Origin of the sequence: Kitasatospora sp. NPDC127111, from assembly GCF_042677465.1 — a bacterium.
In the GTDB taxonomy this organism is placed as follows: domain Bacteria; phylum Actinomycetota; class Actinomycetes; order Streptomycetales; family Streptomycetaceae; genus Kitasatospora.
The window spans coordinates 176,764-190,229 of record NZ_JBHXTG010000001.1 but is presented as its reverse complement, the minus strand read 5'-3'; the positions used below and the strand labels follow the sequence as shown (position 1 = coordinate 190,229).

15 protein-coding genes are annotated in these 13,466 nt (G+C 71.0%); 5 read left to right on the top strand and 10 right to left on the bottom strand.

From position 1 onward, the window contains the following. Nucleotides 1-14: 14 nt before the first annotated feature. The 9 genes from rplW to rfbB form a co-directional block, all read right to left on the bottom strand. Nucleotides 15-332 carry a 50S ribosomal protein L23 gene (gene rplW / locus ACFVHB_RS00915; protein WP_030280768.1) on the bottom strand — a complete coding sequence of 106 codons (318 nt, stop codon included), beginning with the start codon at nucleotides 330-332 and terminating at the stop codon, nucleotides 15-17. Next, nucleotides 332-1,009: a 50S ribosomal protein L4 gene (gene rplD / locus ACFVHB_RS00910; protein ID WP_380314098.1), complete on the bottom strand. Its 678-nt coding sequence runs from the start codon at nucleotides 1,007-1,009 to the stop codon at nucleotides 332-334. Before rplD ends, rplW begins: the two co-directional genes overlap by 1 nt. A gap of 4 nt (nucleotides 1,010-1,013) precedes the next feature. Beyond that, a complete protein-coding gene (gene rplC, locus ACFVHB_RS00905; RefSeq protein WP_030263524.1) occupies nucleotides 1,014-1,661 on the bottom strand; it encodes a 50S ribosomal protein L3 in 648 nt (215 codons plus the stop codon). A gap of 14 nt (nucleotides 1,662-1,675) precedes the next feature. After that, the gene (rpsJ, locus tag ACFVHB_RS00900; protein ID WP_012785157.1) at nucleotides 1,676-1,984 is read right to left on the bottom strand and encodes a 30S ribosomal protein S10; all 309 of its coding nucleotides are present in this window, start codon (nucleotides 1,982-1,984) and stop codon (nucleotides 1,676-1,678) included. A gap of 491 nt (nucleotides 1,985-2,475) precedes the next feature. Beyond that, nucleotides 2,476-4,290 (bottom strand): phospholipid carrier-dependent glycosyltransferase, encoded by a 1,815-nt coding sequence (locus tag ACFVHB_RS00895; protein ID WP_380314097.1) that lies wholly within the window; start codon nucleotides 4,288-4,290, stop codon nucleotides 2,476-2,478. A 286-nt stretch (nucleotides 4,291-4,576) separates the two neighbouring features. Then, nucleotides 4,577-5,356 (bottom strand): glycosyltransferase family 2 protein, encoded by a 780-nt coding sequence (locus tag ACFVHB_RS00890; protein ID WP_380314096.1) that lies wholly within the window; start codon nucleotides 5,354-5,356, stop codon nucleotides 4,577-4,579. Continuing rightward, a complete protein-coding gene (locus ACFVHB_RS00885) occupies nucleotides 5,353-5,754 on the bottom strand; it encodes a DUF2304 family protein (protein WP_380314095.1) in 402 nt (133 codons plus the stop codon). Before ACFVHB_RS00885 ends, ACFVHB_RS00890 begins: the two co-directional genes overlap by 4 nt. Before the next feature lie 109 nt (nucleotides 5,755-5,863). Then, entirely contained in the window at nucleotides 5,864-7,180 is a 1,317-nt protein-coding gene (locus tag ACFVHB_RS00880; RefSeq protein WP_380314094.1) for a lipopolysaccharide biosynthesis protein, read from the bottom strand. Continuing rightward, nucleotides 7,177-8,151, bottom strand: a complete 975-nt coding sequence (gene rfbB / locus ACFVHB_RS00875; protein WP_380314093.1) for a dTDP-glucose 4,6-dehydratase — start codon at nucleotides 8,149-8,151, stop codon at nucleotides 7,177-7,179. The genes ACFVHB_RS00880 and rfbB overlap by 4 nt, the downstream gene beginning before the upstream one ends. Before the next feature lie 82 nt (nucleotides 8,152-8,233). Here rfbB and rfbA point away from each other — a divergent pair, with 82 nt between their 5' ends. From rfbA to ACFVHB_RS00850, 5 genes are all read left to right on the top strand, one after another. Further along, on the top strand, nucleotides 8,234-9,109 hold the full coding sequence (gene rfbA / locus ACFVHB_RS00870; RefSeq protein WP_380314092.1) for a glucose-1-phosphate thymidylyltransferase RfbA: 876 nt from the start codon (nucleotides 8,234-8,236) through the stop codon (nucleotides 9,107-9,109). Then, entirely contained in the window at nucleotides 9,106-9,708 is a 603-nt protein-coding gene (gene rfbC / locus ACFVHB_RS00865; RefSeq protein ID WP_380314091.1) for a dTDP-4-dehydrorhamnose 3,5-epimerase, read from the top strand. The genes rfbA and rfbC overlap by 4 nt, the downstream gene beginning before the upstream one ends. A 167-nt stretch (nucleotides 9,709-9,875) precedes the next feature. After that, nucleotides 9,876-10,778, top strand: coding sequence for a glycosyltransferase family 2 protein (locus ACFVHB_RS00860; protein ID WP_380314090.1), 903 nt, complete (start codon nucleotides 9,876-9,878; stop codon nucleotides 10,776-10,778). 27 nt (nucleotides 10,779-10,805) lie between these two features. Beyond that, complete coding sequence (locus ACFVHB_RS00855) at nucleotides 10,806-11,762, top strand: NAD-dependent epimerase/dehydratase family protein (protein ID WP_380314089.1); 957 nt, start codon at nucleotides 10,806-10,808, stop codon at nucleotides 11,760-11,762. A gap of 49 nt (nucleotides 11,763-11,811) precedes the next feature. Beyond that, the gene (locus ACFVHB_RS00850; protein ID WP_380314088.1) at nucleotides 11,812-13,020 is read left to right on the top strand and encodes an acyltransferase family protein; all 1,209 of its coding nucleotides are present in this window, start codon (nucleotides 11,812-11,814) and stop codon (nucleotides 13,018-13,020) included. Here the strand turns inward: ACFVHB_RS00850 and ACFVHB_RS00845 are convergent. After that, nucleotides 13,010-13,459, bottom strand: coding sequence for a GtrA family protein (locus ACFVHB_RS00845; protein WP_380314087.1), 450 nt, complete (start codon nucleotides 13,457-13,459; stop codon nucleotides 13,010-13,012). The two genes, ACFVHB_RS00850 and ACFVHB_RS00845, sit on opposite strands and share 11 nt — an antisense overlap. Between the last annotated feature and the right edge of the window lie 7 nt (nucleotides 13,460-13,466).

Here is a 13,466-nt window from a genome sequence, read left to right as displayed (position 1 = left end):
CACGATCTCCTTGTTCAGGAGACCGGACCACCGAAGATGTCGATGCGGTTGCCCTCGGCCAGCGTCACGATGGCGCGCTTGGTGTCCTTGCGCTTGCCAAAGCCCGTCTTGGAGCGCTTGCGCTTGCCCTGACGGTTGATCGTGTTGACAGCCTCGACCTTGACCGAGAAGACCGCCTCGACGGCCTGCTTGATCTGGGTCTTGTTGGCGCCCGGCGACACGATGAACGTGTACTTGTTCTCGTCGAGAAGGCTGTAGCTCTTCTCGGAGATGACCGGCTTCACCAGGACGTCACGGGGGTCCGTGAACGTCTTGCTCGTAACGTCGCTCATCAGGCGGCGCTCCCTTCGAGCTCGCCCTCAGCGGCAACGGCCTTGGCGGACGCGGCCGGACCGGCCACGAAACGCTCGAAGGCGGCCTGGGTGAAGACCACATCGTCGGAGACGAGCACGTCGTAGGTGTTCAGCTGACCGGCGTCCAGGATGTGCACGTTCGGCAGGTTGCGAGCGGACTTGAGGCCCAGCTCGTCCGCACGCTCGACGACCAGGAGGACGTTCTTGCGGTCGGTGATCTTGCCGAACAGGCTCTTGGCGGCCTTGGTCGACGGCGCCTCGGTCGCGGTCACGCCGGTGACGACGTGGATGCGGTTGTGGCGGGCCCGGTCGGTGAGCGCACCGCGCAGGGCGGCGGCGATCATCTTCTTCGGGGTCCGCTGCGAGTAGTCGCGCGGCACGGGACCGTGCACGACGCCACCGCCGGCGAACTGCGGCGCACGGGTCGAGCCCTGACGGGCGCGGCCGGTGCCCTTCTGGCGGTACGGCTTCTTGCCGCCACCGCGGACCTCGCCACGAGTCTTGGTCTTGTGGGTGCCCTGACGGGCCGCAGCGAGCTGCGCCACGACGACCTGGTGCATCAGCGGAACGCTGACCTTCGCGTCGAAGATCTCGGCCGGCAGCTCGATGCTGCCGGTCTTGTCGCCAGCCGGCGACAGGATGTCAATGGTGCTCATTTCCTCACAGCCCCTTCGCCGCGGTGCGGACGAGGACGAGGCCGCCGTTCGGGCCCGGGACGGCGCCCTTGATGAGCAGCAGGCCCTTCTCCGCGTCGACCGCGTGCACGGTCAGGTTCTGGGTGGTCACACGCTCGTGACCCATCCGACCGGCCATGCGCAGGCCCTTGAACACGCGGCCCGGGGTGGCGCAGCCACCGATGGAACCGGGCGAACGGTGCTTGCGCTGGGTGCCGTGACCGGCGCCGAGACCCTTGAAGTTGTGACGCTTCATGACACCGGCGAAGCCCTTGCCCTTGGAGGTGCCGGTCACGTCGACCTTGACACCCGCCTCGAACAGCTCGGCGGTGATCTCCTGGCCCAGGGTGTACTCGGACGCGTCCGAGGTACGCAGCTCGACCAGGTGGCGGCGCGGGGTGACACCGGCCTTGGCGAAGTGGCCCGCGAGGGGCTTGTTCACCTTGCGGGGGTCGATCTCGCCGAAGCCGATCTGGACGGCGTCGTAGCCGGCCGGGCTGTCGGCGGTGTGGACCTGGGTCACGACATTCGGCCCGGCCTTGACGACGGTCACCGGAACGATCCGGTTGTTCTCGTCCCAGACCTGGGTCATGCCGAGCTTCTCGCCCAGGATGCCCTTAATCTGCTTAGCCATCTTCGGTGCGCCTCTCAGAGCTTGATCTCGATGTCGACACCAGCCGGCAGGTCGAGACGCATGAGCGAGTCAACCGTCTTCGGCGTGGGGTCGAGGATGTCGATCAGACGCTTGTGAGTACGCATCTCGAAGTGCTCGCGCGAGTCCTTGTACTTGTGCGGCGAGCGGATGACGCAGTACACGTTCTTCTCAGTGGGCAGCGGCACCGGGCCCGCGACCTGCGCACCAGTACGAATCACCGTCTCGACGATCTTCTTCGCCGAGGAGTCGATGACCTCGTGGTCGTAGGCCTTGAGCCGGATGCGGATCTTCTGTCCCGCCATGGCTACTCAGTAGTCCTTTGTGTCGTCTGCTGCTTCTACGGCCGGATTCATCCAGGTGGACTGTGTCCGGTGGCCCCTCCGGGTGGTTACCTCCGACCCCCGCGCTCGGGCGTGTCGCCCTCCCGCTTGCAAAAAATCCGACACGAGGTCGCCCTCCTGCGGATTTCCCACGGGGTCGGTGAGGTCTTGCACCCACCAGGCGCCGGGTCGAGGCCCCGCCCACGCTTCCCGGAAGATTCCCGTACGTCCGCCCCGCAGCTGCCGCGGTGTCGACTTCACACCACTGCATTCACACACTTCACGTGAACACATGAACGGCCATCACGGGAACGACGAGTACATGGGACTCGCTTCCGGTCCTCCCGGCGGGAGGCGCGCAGCATCGGCACTCAACCGAGCAACTTGGACATACTGCCACATGGAGCAGCCCGAAAGCGAATCGGGGCCGGTGAGGTCTCCCTCACCGGCCCCGATCGGGCGGGCCCGCGAGATCAGCGCTTGCGCCAGATCGTGAAGCCCTGCTGCTTGTTCACCCGGTCCACGTACCACTCGGCCGGGTGGTCCTTCCAGTAGGAGTCCGAGGCCTTGCCCTCCTCCGGCGCCGGGGTGACGATCGCGGTCGCCTCCTTCGGCATCGGCTGCCAGCGCGGGTCGAGGTACCAGACCCGGCCCTGGTAGATCTCGTAGCTCTGGGCCATCCGCAGGCTCCAGTCCATGTCCCAGGCGATCACCAGGTTGTCCTTGGGCTTGATGCCCGCGGCCTTGGTGAAGCCGGTCGCCAGCGGCTTGCGCCACTTGGAGTGCGGGTAGCTGACCTGCTCGGTGATGGTCGCGGTGGCGAACCCGGCGAACAGCGCGAGCGAGAGGCCCACGGCCCACAGCACCCGGCGCCCGCCGGCCAGCCGGAGCAGCACGACGGCGCCCAGGACGATCAGCGCGGCGGCCGAGGAGCGCATCATGTTCAGCCTGGTCCAGTCGGCCGCCAGGAAGTTCACGTCCGGCAGGCCCCAGCCGACGAAGACCTGGGTGGTGAGCAGCGATCCGGCCGACCAGATGACCAGCTCGGCGAAGAGCAGGGTGAGCCCGATCGCGCCGGCCACGGCGTAGCCGAGGTTGCGGCCGCGGAAGCGGCACAGGACGGCGGCGCCGGCCACGAAGGCCGCCGGGACGAGGTAGGCCACGTAGCGCGCGTACACCCAGTTGTCGATCCGGGCGTCGTCCGGCAGGGCCGCGGCGGCGGCCAGCGCGGTGCCGAAGAGCAGCGCCACCATGACGCCGCCGACGATCCGGTGCGGGCGCGCGAAGCGGCCGCTGAAGACGGCGAACAGGCAGGTGGCGATGGCCAGGCCGCCGATGCCCCAGGTGGAGGCGATGAAGTACCAGACCTGGCCGACGGTCCGGGTCAGCGTGCGCTGGAGTATGTCGGGGTTCTTCAGCCCCTCGATCAGGTAGTTGCCCACCTGGCTCGGCGGCACCTGGAACTGCCGGTTCAGCCACCAGGAGAGCGCCTTCACGAACCCCAGGCCGACGGCGAGCGCGCCCAGGCCCGCGACCGTGGCCCGCCACGGGGCCCAGCGGAACGCCAGGACGCCGACGAACACCACCGCGGTCACGGCCACCACGACACCGCCGCGGTCGTGCGTCGCCATCGTGTACGCCGCGGCCGCGCCCGTCCCGGCCGCGTACCAGGCCCGGTGCTTCGCGGGGCCGTCGCCGAGCCAGCCGTGCATGCAGAGCAGCCAGGCGAGTATCAGCACCGGCAGCACCGTGTCCGACATGACGAACTCGGAGTAGAAGATCACCGGCGGCAGCAGGGCGGTGACGCCGGCGAAGACGTACGCGAGCAGGCGGCGCAGGCCCAGCCGGCGCAGCGCGAGGTAGGCCAGCGGGAAGACCAGCGCGTTCAGCAGCGCGTTGATCCCCATGACCAGGTGGTACGCCATGACCGGGTCGTCGGAGATCCGCATCGCCGGGGAGATCAGCAGCGGGTAGCCGCCCGGGATCACCACGCCGATCGGCATCTCGGTGGTCGGCCGCCCGGCCAGCACCCGGGCCAGGACGAGGTACGAGTCCTCGTCCGCGTGCACCGAGGGGTAGCTCAGGTGCCGGACGAGGAAGAGCCGGAAGAGCACCTCGACGGCGTATCCGGCGAGCAGCGCGGCCGGCCAGAACCAGCGCCGGCCACGGGCCCGCTCGAACCACTGCACCGCCCGGGCAGCCAGACCCTCGGGCCGCGTCGCCGCCGGCCGTCTGCCCCCCTGGATACCGTCCCGGTGCTCCTCGACGGTCTCTGCTGAAGTCTGCACTGAACTCCGACTCTTCCCCTGGCTAATCCGGCTCTGAGATGGATCCGGCAGGCCGCCCGGCCCGTTCGATTCGTGACAGTCACGCTAACAACCCGCGGAGGAACGGCCGCCGCTCACCCCGCGGCACACCGAAAAACCGGCCTTCGATTCCCCGCAGGCCGGTTCCATAGCACACTCCGCACGGCGATCAGCCTAGCGGCACGCCGAGAACGTGCCCGTACGTGCCTCCGGCGGCCGGCCCGAAGGGGCCGACCGCCGGAGGCACGTCGTTCGCTCCGCGCGCCGGTCAGGCCTTGCCGACCAGCTCGCGCCGGTTCGCCGCCGCCGCCCGGGTGGCGGGCTCGATGGCCTTGAGGTGCTCGGGCATGCGGCGGATCATCGCGAGCAGCAGCACCAGGCCGGCCCGGGCGAGGTAGATGGTCGCCTTGATCGGGGACGCGCTCGGCGTGCCCGTGGTCCGCTCGCGCATCGCGACCGGGACCTGCCGGATCACGAAGCCGCAGCGGGCCGCGCCGACCATGCTCTCGATGGTGTCGCCCAGGTACTCGACCGGGTACCACTGCGAGAAGAACTCGATCATGGGCTTGTTGCAGGCCTTGAAGCCCGAGGTGGTGTCGGTGAGGCGGGTCCGGGCGACCCGCGACAGCACCACCGAGAGCAGCTTCATCGCCCAGGCGCGCGGGCCGCGCACCTTGTACGAGCCCTCGCCCGCGAAGCGGGCGCCGATGACCAGGTCCGCCTCGTCCAGCTTGGCGATCAGGGTCGGCACGTACGAGGGGTCGTGCTGGCCGTCGGCGTCGCACTGCAGCGCGATGTCGTAGTCGTGCAGGTGCGCGTACCGGTAGCCGAACCGCATGGCGCCGCCGACGCCGAGGTTGTACGGCAGCTGGGCGACCTTGGAGCCGGCCGCGGCGGCGACCGCCGCGGTGTCGTCGACGGAGCCGTCGTCCACGACCAGGGTGTCCACCCCGGGGAGCTTCTGCTGGATCTCGTGGAGGATCTTGGGAAGGCCCTCCGCCTCGTTCCAGGCAGGCAGGATGATCAGTACCCGCTTGCCGTCGATCATGCCGTCACCCCGGTGTCCGTCGACTTACTGGCGTCGTTGCTGCTGCGTGCGATCGGGTAGCCGTGGTGCTCGGCCAGGTGGGCCCGCATCATGGCGACGTCCTCGGCCAGCGTGCGGGTCTCCGCCTCCAGCCGGGAGGCCTCCCAGCTCAGGTGCAGCGACACCAGCAGGACCAGCACGAAGCCCGCGAACAGGACGAGGCTCACGCCGGACGCGATGCCGAGCCGGCGCGCGGTCGAGTCCAGGATCGTGGGGAAGAACCCGAGCGGCGCCACGACGACGCCGATCGCGAGCCAGATTGCCGCGTACTTCTCCCGGAGTTGCTGCCGGCGCAGCAACTCCAGGATGTAGACGAGCACCAGCACGCCGGTGATCGAAGTGATGACGGTGAGATGCACGACTGGATGCGCCTTTCAGCGGCGTGGCGTGGCCAAGGGAGAACACATATTAAGGGCGGGGCGTGAACGGACCGCCTCCGCCGGTTGTGCCGGACCCCACGAGGGAGTGTCAGACCTCGGACGACTGACGCGTCGCCACAGGTGCCCGCTCGTCCGCCACGGAGTCGGCCGGAGCGGCCATCGAACGGGCCAGCGCCCATAGCATGGCAGCCGCGCTGACCGCCGCACCAGCCAGGTAGGCCAGTTCGACGCGGGCCGCGATGCCGCCGGGCGCCAGGGTGACGACGACCAGCACCGCGGAGCCCGCCAGCCAGGAGAGCAGCTGCCGCTGGTGCCGCCCGAGCGAGAGCAGGGCCTGGCCGAAGACGGTGGCCAGCATGTAGCAGAGGGTGCCGAGCGCCAGCCAGAGGAAGTCCACCGGGCCGAGGACGTCCTGCGCCTTGAAGAACAGCCGGATCGCCCAGGGGCCGAGGACCACCGTCGGCAGCCCGGCGGCCGTGCACATCAGCACGACGATGCCGCCGGTGCGCAGCAGGACCTTGCGGAACTCGGCGTGGTTGCCCGCCGCCGCCGCGCCCGACAGCGAGGAGACCAGCGAGGCCTGGATCGCCGCGTAGGCGAAGAGCGGCACCCGGGCCAGCACCACCGCGTTCAGCAGCGCGGCGATCAGCGCCTTGGAGGACGGTGACAGCAGGCCGACGCTCACCACGGCGGCGTTGACCATGAGCTGCGCCAGCAGCGTCGAGCCGGTCAGCAGGCCGAGCCCGGTGACGAGCTCGCGCCAGACCGGGGCCGGGCCGCCGCGGCGGTCGGCCAGGACGGAGCGCATCCCGATCACCGAGGCCGCGAGCGGGGACACGACCAGGATCAGCGCGAAGGCGAACGCCGAGTGCGCGCCGAACACGGGGATCAGGGCGGCGAGGCCGATCCGCAGCCCGCCGTCGACGGCGAGCTGCGTCCCGTAGGCCCCGAACCGGCCCAGGCCGGCCAGCGCCCCGCGGGCCACCGAGCTGATCGCCAGGCCCACCAGGGCGCCGCCCAGCCCGGCGACCAGGCCGAGGTCGCCGGAGAAGAAGCGGTCCGCGATCGGCCGCGCGGCGGCCGCGACCCCGGCCAGCACCAGGGCCAGCACCACGGTGGTGACCAGCAGGACCCGCCGGATGGCCGGCCCCGGACCGTGGCCGGCCACGTCGCGGGCGGCCACCAGCCGGGTCAGCTCCAGCTCGACCGGCGAGAACAGCCCGTACCCGACGGACATGACCACGGTCCAGAGCATCGAGACGCCCGCGACCTGGGTGGTGTCCAAGCTGTGCCCGGCCAGGGCCAGGAAGATGTACGAGGAGACACCGAGGACCACGGTGCCCCCCGCGACGAGCCGCACGCCCGGGGGCAGCGCCCCCAGCAGCTTGGCCACCGGGTTCGTCATCGCAGCGCGGCCTTGGCCTTCAGCGGCTCCCACCAGGCGCGGTTCTCGCGGTACCAGGCGATGGTCGCGGCGAGGCCGTCCTCGAAGCGGACCTGCGGCTCGTAGCCGAGCTCCTCGCGGATCTTGCTGATGTCGATCGAGTAGCGCAGGTCGTGGCCCTTGCGGTCGGCGACGTAGTCGACCATGTCCCAGCCGGCTCCGGCGGCTTCGAGCAGCAGGCCGGTGAGCTCCTTGTTGGTGGCCTCGGTGCCGCCGCCGATGTTGTAGACCTCGCCGGCGCGGCCGTTGCGCATCACCAGCTCGATGCCCCGGCAGTGGTCCGAGACGTGCAGCCAGTCACGGACGTTGCCACCGTCGCCGTACAGCGGCACCTTCTTGCCGTCGATCAGGTTGGTGGTGAAGAGCGGGATGACCTTCTCGGGGAACTGGTAGTGCCCGTAGTTGTTGGAGCAGCGGGTCACCACGACGTCCATGCCGTGGGTGCGGTGGTACGCCAGCGCCAGCAGGTCGGAGGAGGCCTTGGAGGCGGAGTACGGGGAGTTCGGGGCCAGCGGCCAGGTCTCGGTCCAGGAGCCCTCGCTGATCGAGCCGTACACCTCGTCGGTGGAGATGTGCACGAAGCGGCCGACGCCGTGCTTGCGGGCGGCGTCCAGCAGGACCTGGGTGCCGACCACGTTGGTCAGCACGAAGGGGCCGGCGCCCGCGATCGAGCGGTCCACGTGGGACTCGGCCGCGAAGTGGACGACGACGTCGTGGCCCGGCATGACCTGGTCGACGGCGTCGACGTCGCAGATGTCACCCCGGACGAAGGAGTAGCCGCTGTGGTCCGCCACCGACGCCAGGTTGGCCTCGACGCCCGAGTAGGTGAGCTTGTCGAAGACCGTGATCCGGTCAGTGGTGTCGGCGCCCAGCAGCTGGCGGACGAATTCAGAACCGATGAAGCCGGCACCGCCGGTCACGAGGATGCGCATAGTGCGGGCAGTCTACCGGTGCCCTCCGGAGCGATCGCCCCGGGTCAACGACCGGCTCCGCACCTCACATAAGCTGCGGGGCATGCGTGGAATCCTCTTGGCGGGCGGCACCGGGTCACGACTGTGGCCGCTGACCCGAGCAGTCTCGAAGCAGCTCCTCCCCGTCTTCGACAAGCCGATGATCTACTACCCGCTGTCGACCCTGGTCATGGCCGGTATCAGCGAGATCCTGATCATTACCACCCCGCAGGACCAGGAGCAGTTCCAGCGCCTGCTCGGCGACGGCTCCCAGTTCGGCCTCAAGCTCGAGTACGCCGTCCAGGAGAAGCCGGAGGGCATCGCCCAGGCCTTCGTGCTCGGCGCCGACTTCATCGGTGACGAGCCGGTCGCGCTGATCCTCGGCGACAACATCTTCCACGGCAGCGGCCTCGGCACCCGCCTCGCGCAGCGCACCGCGCCGCAGGGCGGCATGGTCTTCGCCTACCCGGTGGCCGACCCGACCGCGTACGGCGTGGTCGAGTTCGACGAGAACGGCCAGGTCATCTCCATCGAGGAGAAGCCGACCCAGCCCAAGTCGCGCTACGCCGTGCCCGGCCTGTACTTCTACGACAACCGCGTCGTCAAGATCGCGGCGGGCCTCACGCCGAGCGCCCGCGGCGAGCTGGAGATCACCGCGGTCAACGAGGAGTACCTCAAGACCGGTGAGCTGCACGTCACCATCCTCGACCGCGGTACCGCGTGGCTTGACACCGGCACCTTCGTCTCGATGGTGCAGGCCTCCGAGTTCGTCCGGGTCATCGAGGAGCGCCAGGGCTTCAAGATCGGCTGCATCGAGGAGGCCGCCTGGCGGGCGGGCCTGATCGACGACGCCCAGCTGCGCGAGCTCGCCGAACCGCTGTGCAAGAGCGGCTACGGCGACTACCTGCTCGCCCTGCTCGACGAGGAGACGGCCCGGTGAAGTTCCGCGAGCTCTCCTCCCTCCCCGGCGTGTTCGAGGTCACCCCGCAGCAGCACGGCGACCCGCGCGGCCTGTTCATGGAGTGGTACCGCTTCGACCGGCTCGAAGAGGTCGTCGGCCACCCGCTGCGGCTCGCCCAGGGCAACCTCTCGGTGTCGGCCAAGGACGTCGTCCGCGGCATCCACTTCGCCGACGTCCCGCCCGGCCAGGCCAAGTACGTCAGCTGCGTGCGCGGCGCCGTCCTCGACGTGATCGTGGACCTGCGGGTCGGCTCCCCGGCCTTCGGCCGCTGGGAGTTCGTCCGGCTCGACGACGTCGAGCGCAAGGCCGTCTACATCCCCGAGGGCTTCGGCCACGGCTTCTGCGCGCTCACCGACGACGCCACGCTGTCGTACGTCTGCTCCGAGCCCTACAACCCGACCGGTGAGCACGCCGTGCACCCGCTCGACCCGGACCTCGGCATCGAGTGGCCCACCGAGGCCCCCCAGCTGTCCGCCCGCGACGCCGCCGCCCCCTCGCTGGCCGACGCGATCGCCACCGGTCTGCTGCCGGACTACGAGAAGTGCCTCGCCTTCACCGAGGGCCTGCGCACCCGCTGAGACGCCCCGATGCCCGGGTCCACCGCCCTCCGGCGGGGGCCCGGGCATCGTCGTCCCGGCCGCGCCGCGGCCCGGCGACCGCCCTGGACGGGCTCAGTATGATGGGCCAGCCGCAGGGTCTCTCCCCTGCTCCCGGCCCCGACCAGACCAGCGGATGTGCCCCCACCATGACCACTCTGGAAATCCTGCTTCCGTACTACGGCGACGTCGCACTGATGCAGGCCGCGGTCCGCAGCGTGCTGGCGCAGACCGACCCGGACTGGCGGCTGACCGTCGTCGACGACGGCCGCGAGCCCGGAGTGCCGGAGTGGTTCGCCGAACTCGGCGACGACCGGGTGCGGTACTTCCGCAACGAGCGGAACCTCGGCGTCACCGGCAACTACCGCAAGTGCCTGGGCATGGCCGAGTACGAGTACATGATGTTCATGGGCACGGACGACATCATGCTGCCCAACTACGTCGCCACCATCCGCTCGATCCTGGCCCAGTACCCCGGCGTCGCGATGATCCAGCCGGGCGTCCAGGTGATCGACAGCGACGGCAGGCCCAGCAGCTCGCTCGCCGACGAGGCCAAGCGCCGGATCTACGCGCCGAGGCAGCACGGCCGCGTGCTGATGGGCGGCGAGGAGCTCGCCGTCAGCCTGCTCAAGGGCAACTGGCTCTACTTCCCGTCGATCTGCTGGCGCACCGAGGCCGTCCGGAGCACGGGCTTCCGCGACAACCTGGAGATCATCCAGGACCTCGCGCTGGTCATCGACCTGCTCCAGGCCGGCGAGCAGATGGTCGTCGACGACGTGCGGGCCTTCCAGTACCGCCGGCACGCGGTCAGCATCTCCTCCTCGTCCGCCTTCAGCGGCACCCGCTTCACCGAGGCCCGCCGCTACTTCCTGGACGTCGCCGACCGCCTCGAAGCGCACGGCTGGCCGAAGGCCGCCCGCGCCTCCCGGGTGCACCTGTCCGCCCGGATCCACGCGCTCACCCTGGTCCCGGGAGCGGTGCGCGCCGGCCAGTGGGGCGGGGCGAAGACCCTCCTGCGCAACGCCACCAGCACGGCCAGCCGCCCCCGCTGACCCCCTCTCACCCCTGGAGTCCCCGCAATGACCGCAGCGCACACGGCCCCGGCCCGGGTGGCCGTCCTCGGCGGCACCGGCTTCATCGGCCGGGTGCTCGGCGCCCGCCTCCTGGCGCAGGGCGTCGAGGTCGTCAGCCTCGCCCGCAAGGCCCCGGCCGTCCCGGCGCCCGGCCGCTTCGTCGCCTTCGACCTCTCGGCCGACTCCCCGGCCGACCTCACCGCCCTGCTCGACCGCGAGCGGATCGACACCGTGGTCAACGCGGCCGGCGGCATGTGGGGGCTCACCGACGAGCAGATGTACCAGGCCAACGTGGTCCTGACCGAGCGGCTGATCGAGGCCGTGGGCGCCATGGCCGCCCCCGCCCGGCTGGTCCACCTCGGCACCGTGCACGAGTACGGCATGGCCCCGATCGGCGTCAGCCAGCGCGAGAGCGACCCGGCCGCCCCGGTGATGGAGTACGGCAAGCTCAAGCTGGCCGCGACCGAGGCCGTGGTCCGCGCCATCGAGGCCGGCCGCCTGAAGGGCGTCTCGCTGCGGCTCGGCAACGTGGTCGGCGCCGGCCAGCCCGGCCACAGCCTGCTCGGCGTGATGGCCGCCAAGCTGGACGACGCCCGCCGGGCCGGCGGGACCGCGCAGCTCTCGCTGCAGCCGCTCACCGCCCAGCGCGACTTCGTCGACCTGACCGACACCCTCGACGCCGTGCTGCTCGCCGCCACCGCGCGCGACCTCCCGCCGGTGATCAACGTCGGCACCGGCGCCGCCTCCTCCGCCCGGCTCCTGGTCGAGCTGCTGATCGAGGAGAGCGGCGTTCCCGCCGAGATCACCGAGGTCCCCGCGCCCGACGGCGCCGGCCCGGAGACCGAGTGGCAGCAGATGGACATCACGGTCGCCCGGGAGCAGCTCGGCTGGGAGCCCCGGCGCAGCCTGCGCGAGGCCGTCCGCGACCTCTGGCAGGCCCAGGTCTCGGCATCGCAGCAGTAATCCGCCGGACGGGGGCCGGCCACCACCGCACGGTGGCGTCCGCACGCGAGTGCGGGCGCCGCCCCGGCCCGACCATCCGGGGGTAGCCATCAGAGCGACCGTCCTGCTCCGCCCGCGCGGCAGCCTCGCGGAACTCACGCACGGCCGGAGCAACGGCTTCGGAGCACTACGGCTGCTGCTCGCGGCCGCCGTGGTCGTCTCGCACGTCTTCCCCATCGGCTGGGGACACCCCGATCCGCTCTGGCTCTGGAGCGGCCGGCAGACCGACCTCGGCAAGGCGGCCGTCCTCGGCTTCTTCGCCCTCTCCGGTTTCATGATCACCGAGAGCGCCCGGCGGCTGCCCGCCGGCCGCTACGCCTGGCACCGGCTGCTGCGCATCGTCCCGGGCCTCTGCGGCTCGCTGCTGTTCTGCGCCGTCGTCCTGATGCCCGCGCTCTACCGCTGGCAGCACGGCTCCCTGGACGGCTTCTGGAGCCGCCCGGACGGCCCCGCGAGCTATCTGACCAGTCTCGGCAGCACGTCGCCGAACACCGGCTGGGACGTGTCGGGGGTGATCGCCGAGGGCGTCCGGCGCGGCACCAACTTCGACCTGAGCCTCAACGGCGCCCTCTGGTCGCTCAAGTACGAGCTGCTCTGCTACCTCGTGGCCGGAGTGCTCGCCGCGCTCGGCCTGCTGCGCCGCCGGCCGGTCGTCCTCCTGGCGGCGCTCGCGCTCTGGGCGCTGATCGCCTCGGGGGCCACCGACCTCCCGCCCGGGGTGCCGCCGGCCGGCGGCCCCGGGGTGGCCCTCCCCGCGGCCGGCCAGCTCTCCGCGCACCTCGCCGCCAACCTCGGCCTGGCCTTCCTGCTCGGCGCCGCGCTCCGGCTCCACGCCGAGCGGATCCCGGTCGACGACGCCCTGGCCCTCGCCGCCGCGCTGACCACCGCCGCCTCACTCCGCTGGGGCGGATTCGCGGTACTGGGCCAACCCGCCCTGGTCTACCTGCTGTTCTGGGCGGCGGCCCGGCTCCCCCAGCGGTACCGGGCGATCGGCGGCCGCAACGACTACTCGTACGGCGTGTACATCTACGGCTTCCCGGTCGAGCAGGCGCTGGCCCTGGTCGGCGCCGCCCGCCTCGGCCCGCTCGGCTTCCTCGCCTGCGCGCTCGCCGCGACCGCGGTCCTCGCCGCCCTGTCGTGGCACGTCGTCGAGGAGCCGGCCCTGCGGCTGCGCCACCGCGCCCGGCCGCAGCCGCGGCCCCACCCGGTCAGTCCTTGAAGACCCAGATCTTCATGAGCACGAACCGCGCCACGGTGGCCAGGCCGTTCGCCACGATCAGGCCGCCGACCTCGACGACCTTCGAGGCGTCCGGCGCGGCCAGGTCGAGCAGTGCCAGCACCCCGGCGCTCAGGCCCAGCCCGATCAGGAACGCCACCGCGCCCTGCAGCTGGTGCTTGACGGCCCCCTCGCTGCCGGTGATGCCGAAGGTGAAGCGGCGGTTGGCCGCGGTGTTGGCGACCGCGCTCACGGCCAGCGCGATGAGGTTCGCCGCCTGCGGATTCACGAACCAGCGCGCGGCCACGTACAGGCCCAGGTAGAACAGCGTGCTCAGCACGCCGATCACCAGGAACGACGGGATCTGGCGCTTGACCGTGCCGGCCGGCTGAGCCGCCTGCCGGTCCGGCGCGGCCGCGGGCGGCTTCTCTGTGGAGACCATCTTCGGG

Bases quoted from the DNA above. Each gene is read 5' to 3' on its own strand.
- rplW (WP_030280768.1), bottom strand. From the start codon at position 332: ATGAGCGACGTTACGAGCAAGACGTTCACGGACCCCCGTGACGTCCTG.
- rplD (WP_380314098.1), bottom strand. From the start codon at position 1,009: ATGAGCACCATTGACATCCTGTCGCCGGCTGGCGACAAGACCGGCAGC.
- rplC (WP_030263524.1), bottom strand. From the start codon at position 1,661: ATGGCTAAGCAGATTAAGGGCATCCTGGGCGAGAAGCTCGGCATGACC.
- rpsJ (WP_012785157.1), bottom strand. From the start codon at position 1,984: ATGGCGGGACAGAAGATCCGCATCCGGCTCAAGGCCTACGACCACGAG.
- ACFVHB_RS00890 (WP_380314096.1), bottom strand. From the start codon at position 5,356: ATGATCGACGGCAAGCGGGTACTGATCATCCTGCCTGCCTGGAACGAG.
- ACFVHB_RS00880 (WP_380314094.1), bottom strand. From the start codon at position 7,180: ATGACGAACCCGGTGGCCAAGCTGCTGGGGGCGCTGCCCCCGGGCGTG.
- rfbB (WP_380314093.1), bottom strand. From the start codon at position 8,151: ATGCGCATCCTCGTGACCGGCGGTGCCGGCTTCATCGGTTCTGAATTC.
- rfbA (WP_380314092.1), top strand. From the start codon at position 8,234: ATGCGTGGAATCCTCTTGGCGGGCGGCACCGGGTCACGACTGTGGCCG.
- ACFVHB_RS00860 (WP_380314090.1), top strand. From the start codon at position 9,876: ATGACCACTCTGGAAATCCTGCTTCCGTACTACGGCGACGTCGCACTG.
- ACFVHB_RS00855 (WP_380314089.1), top strand. From the start codon at position 10,806: ATGACCGCAGCGCACACGGCCCCGGCCCGGGTGGCCGTCCTCGGCGGC.
- ACFVHB_RS00845 (WP_380314087.1), bottom strand. From the start codon at position 13,459: ATGGTCTCCACAGAGAAGCCGCCCGCGGCCGCGCCGGACCGGCAGGCG.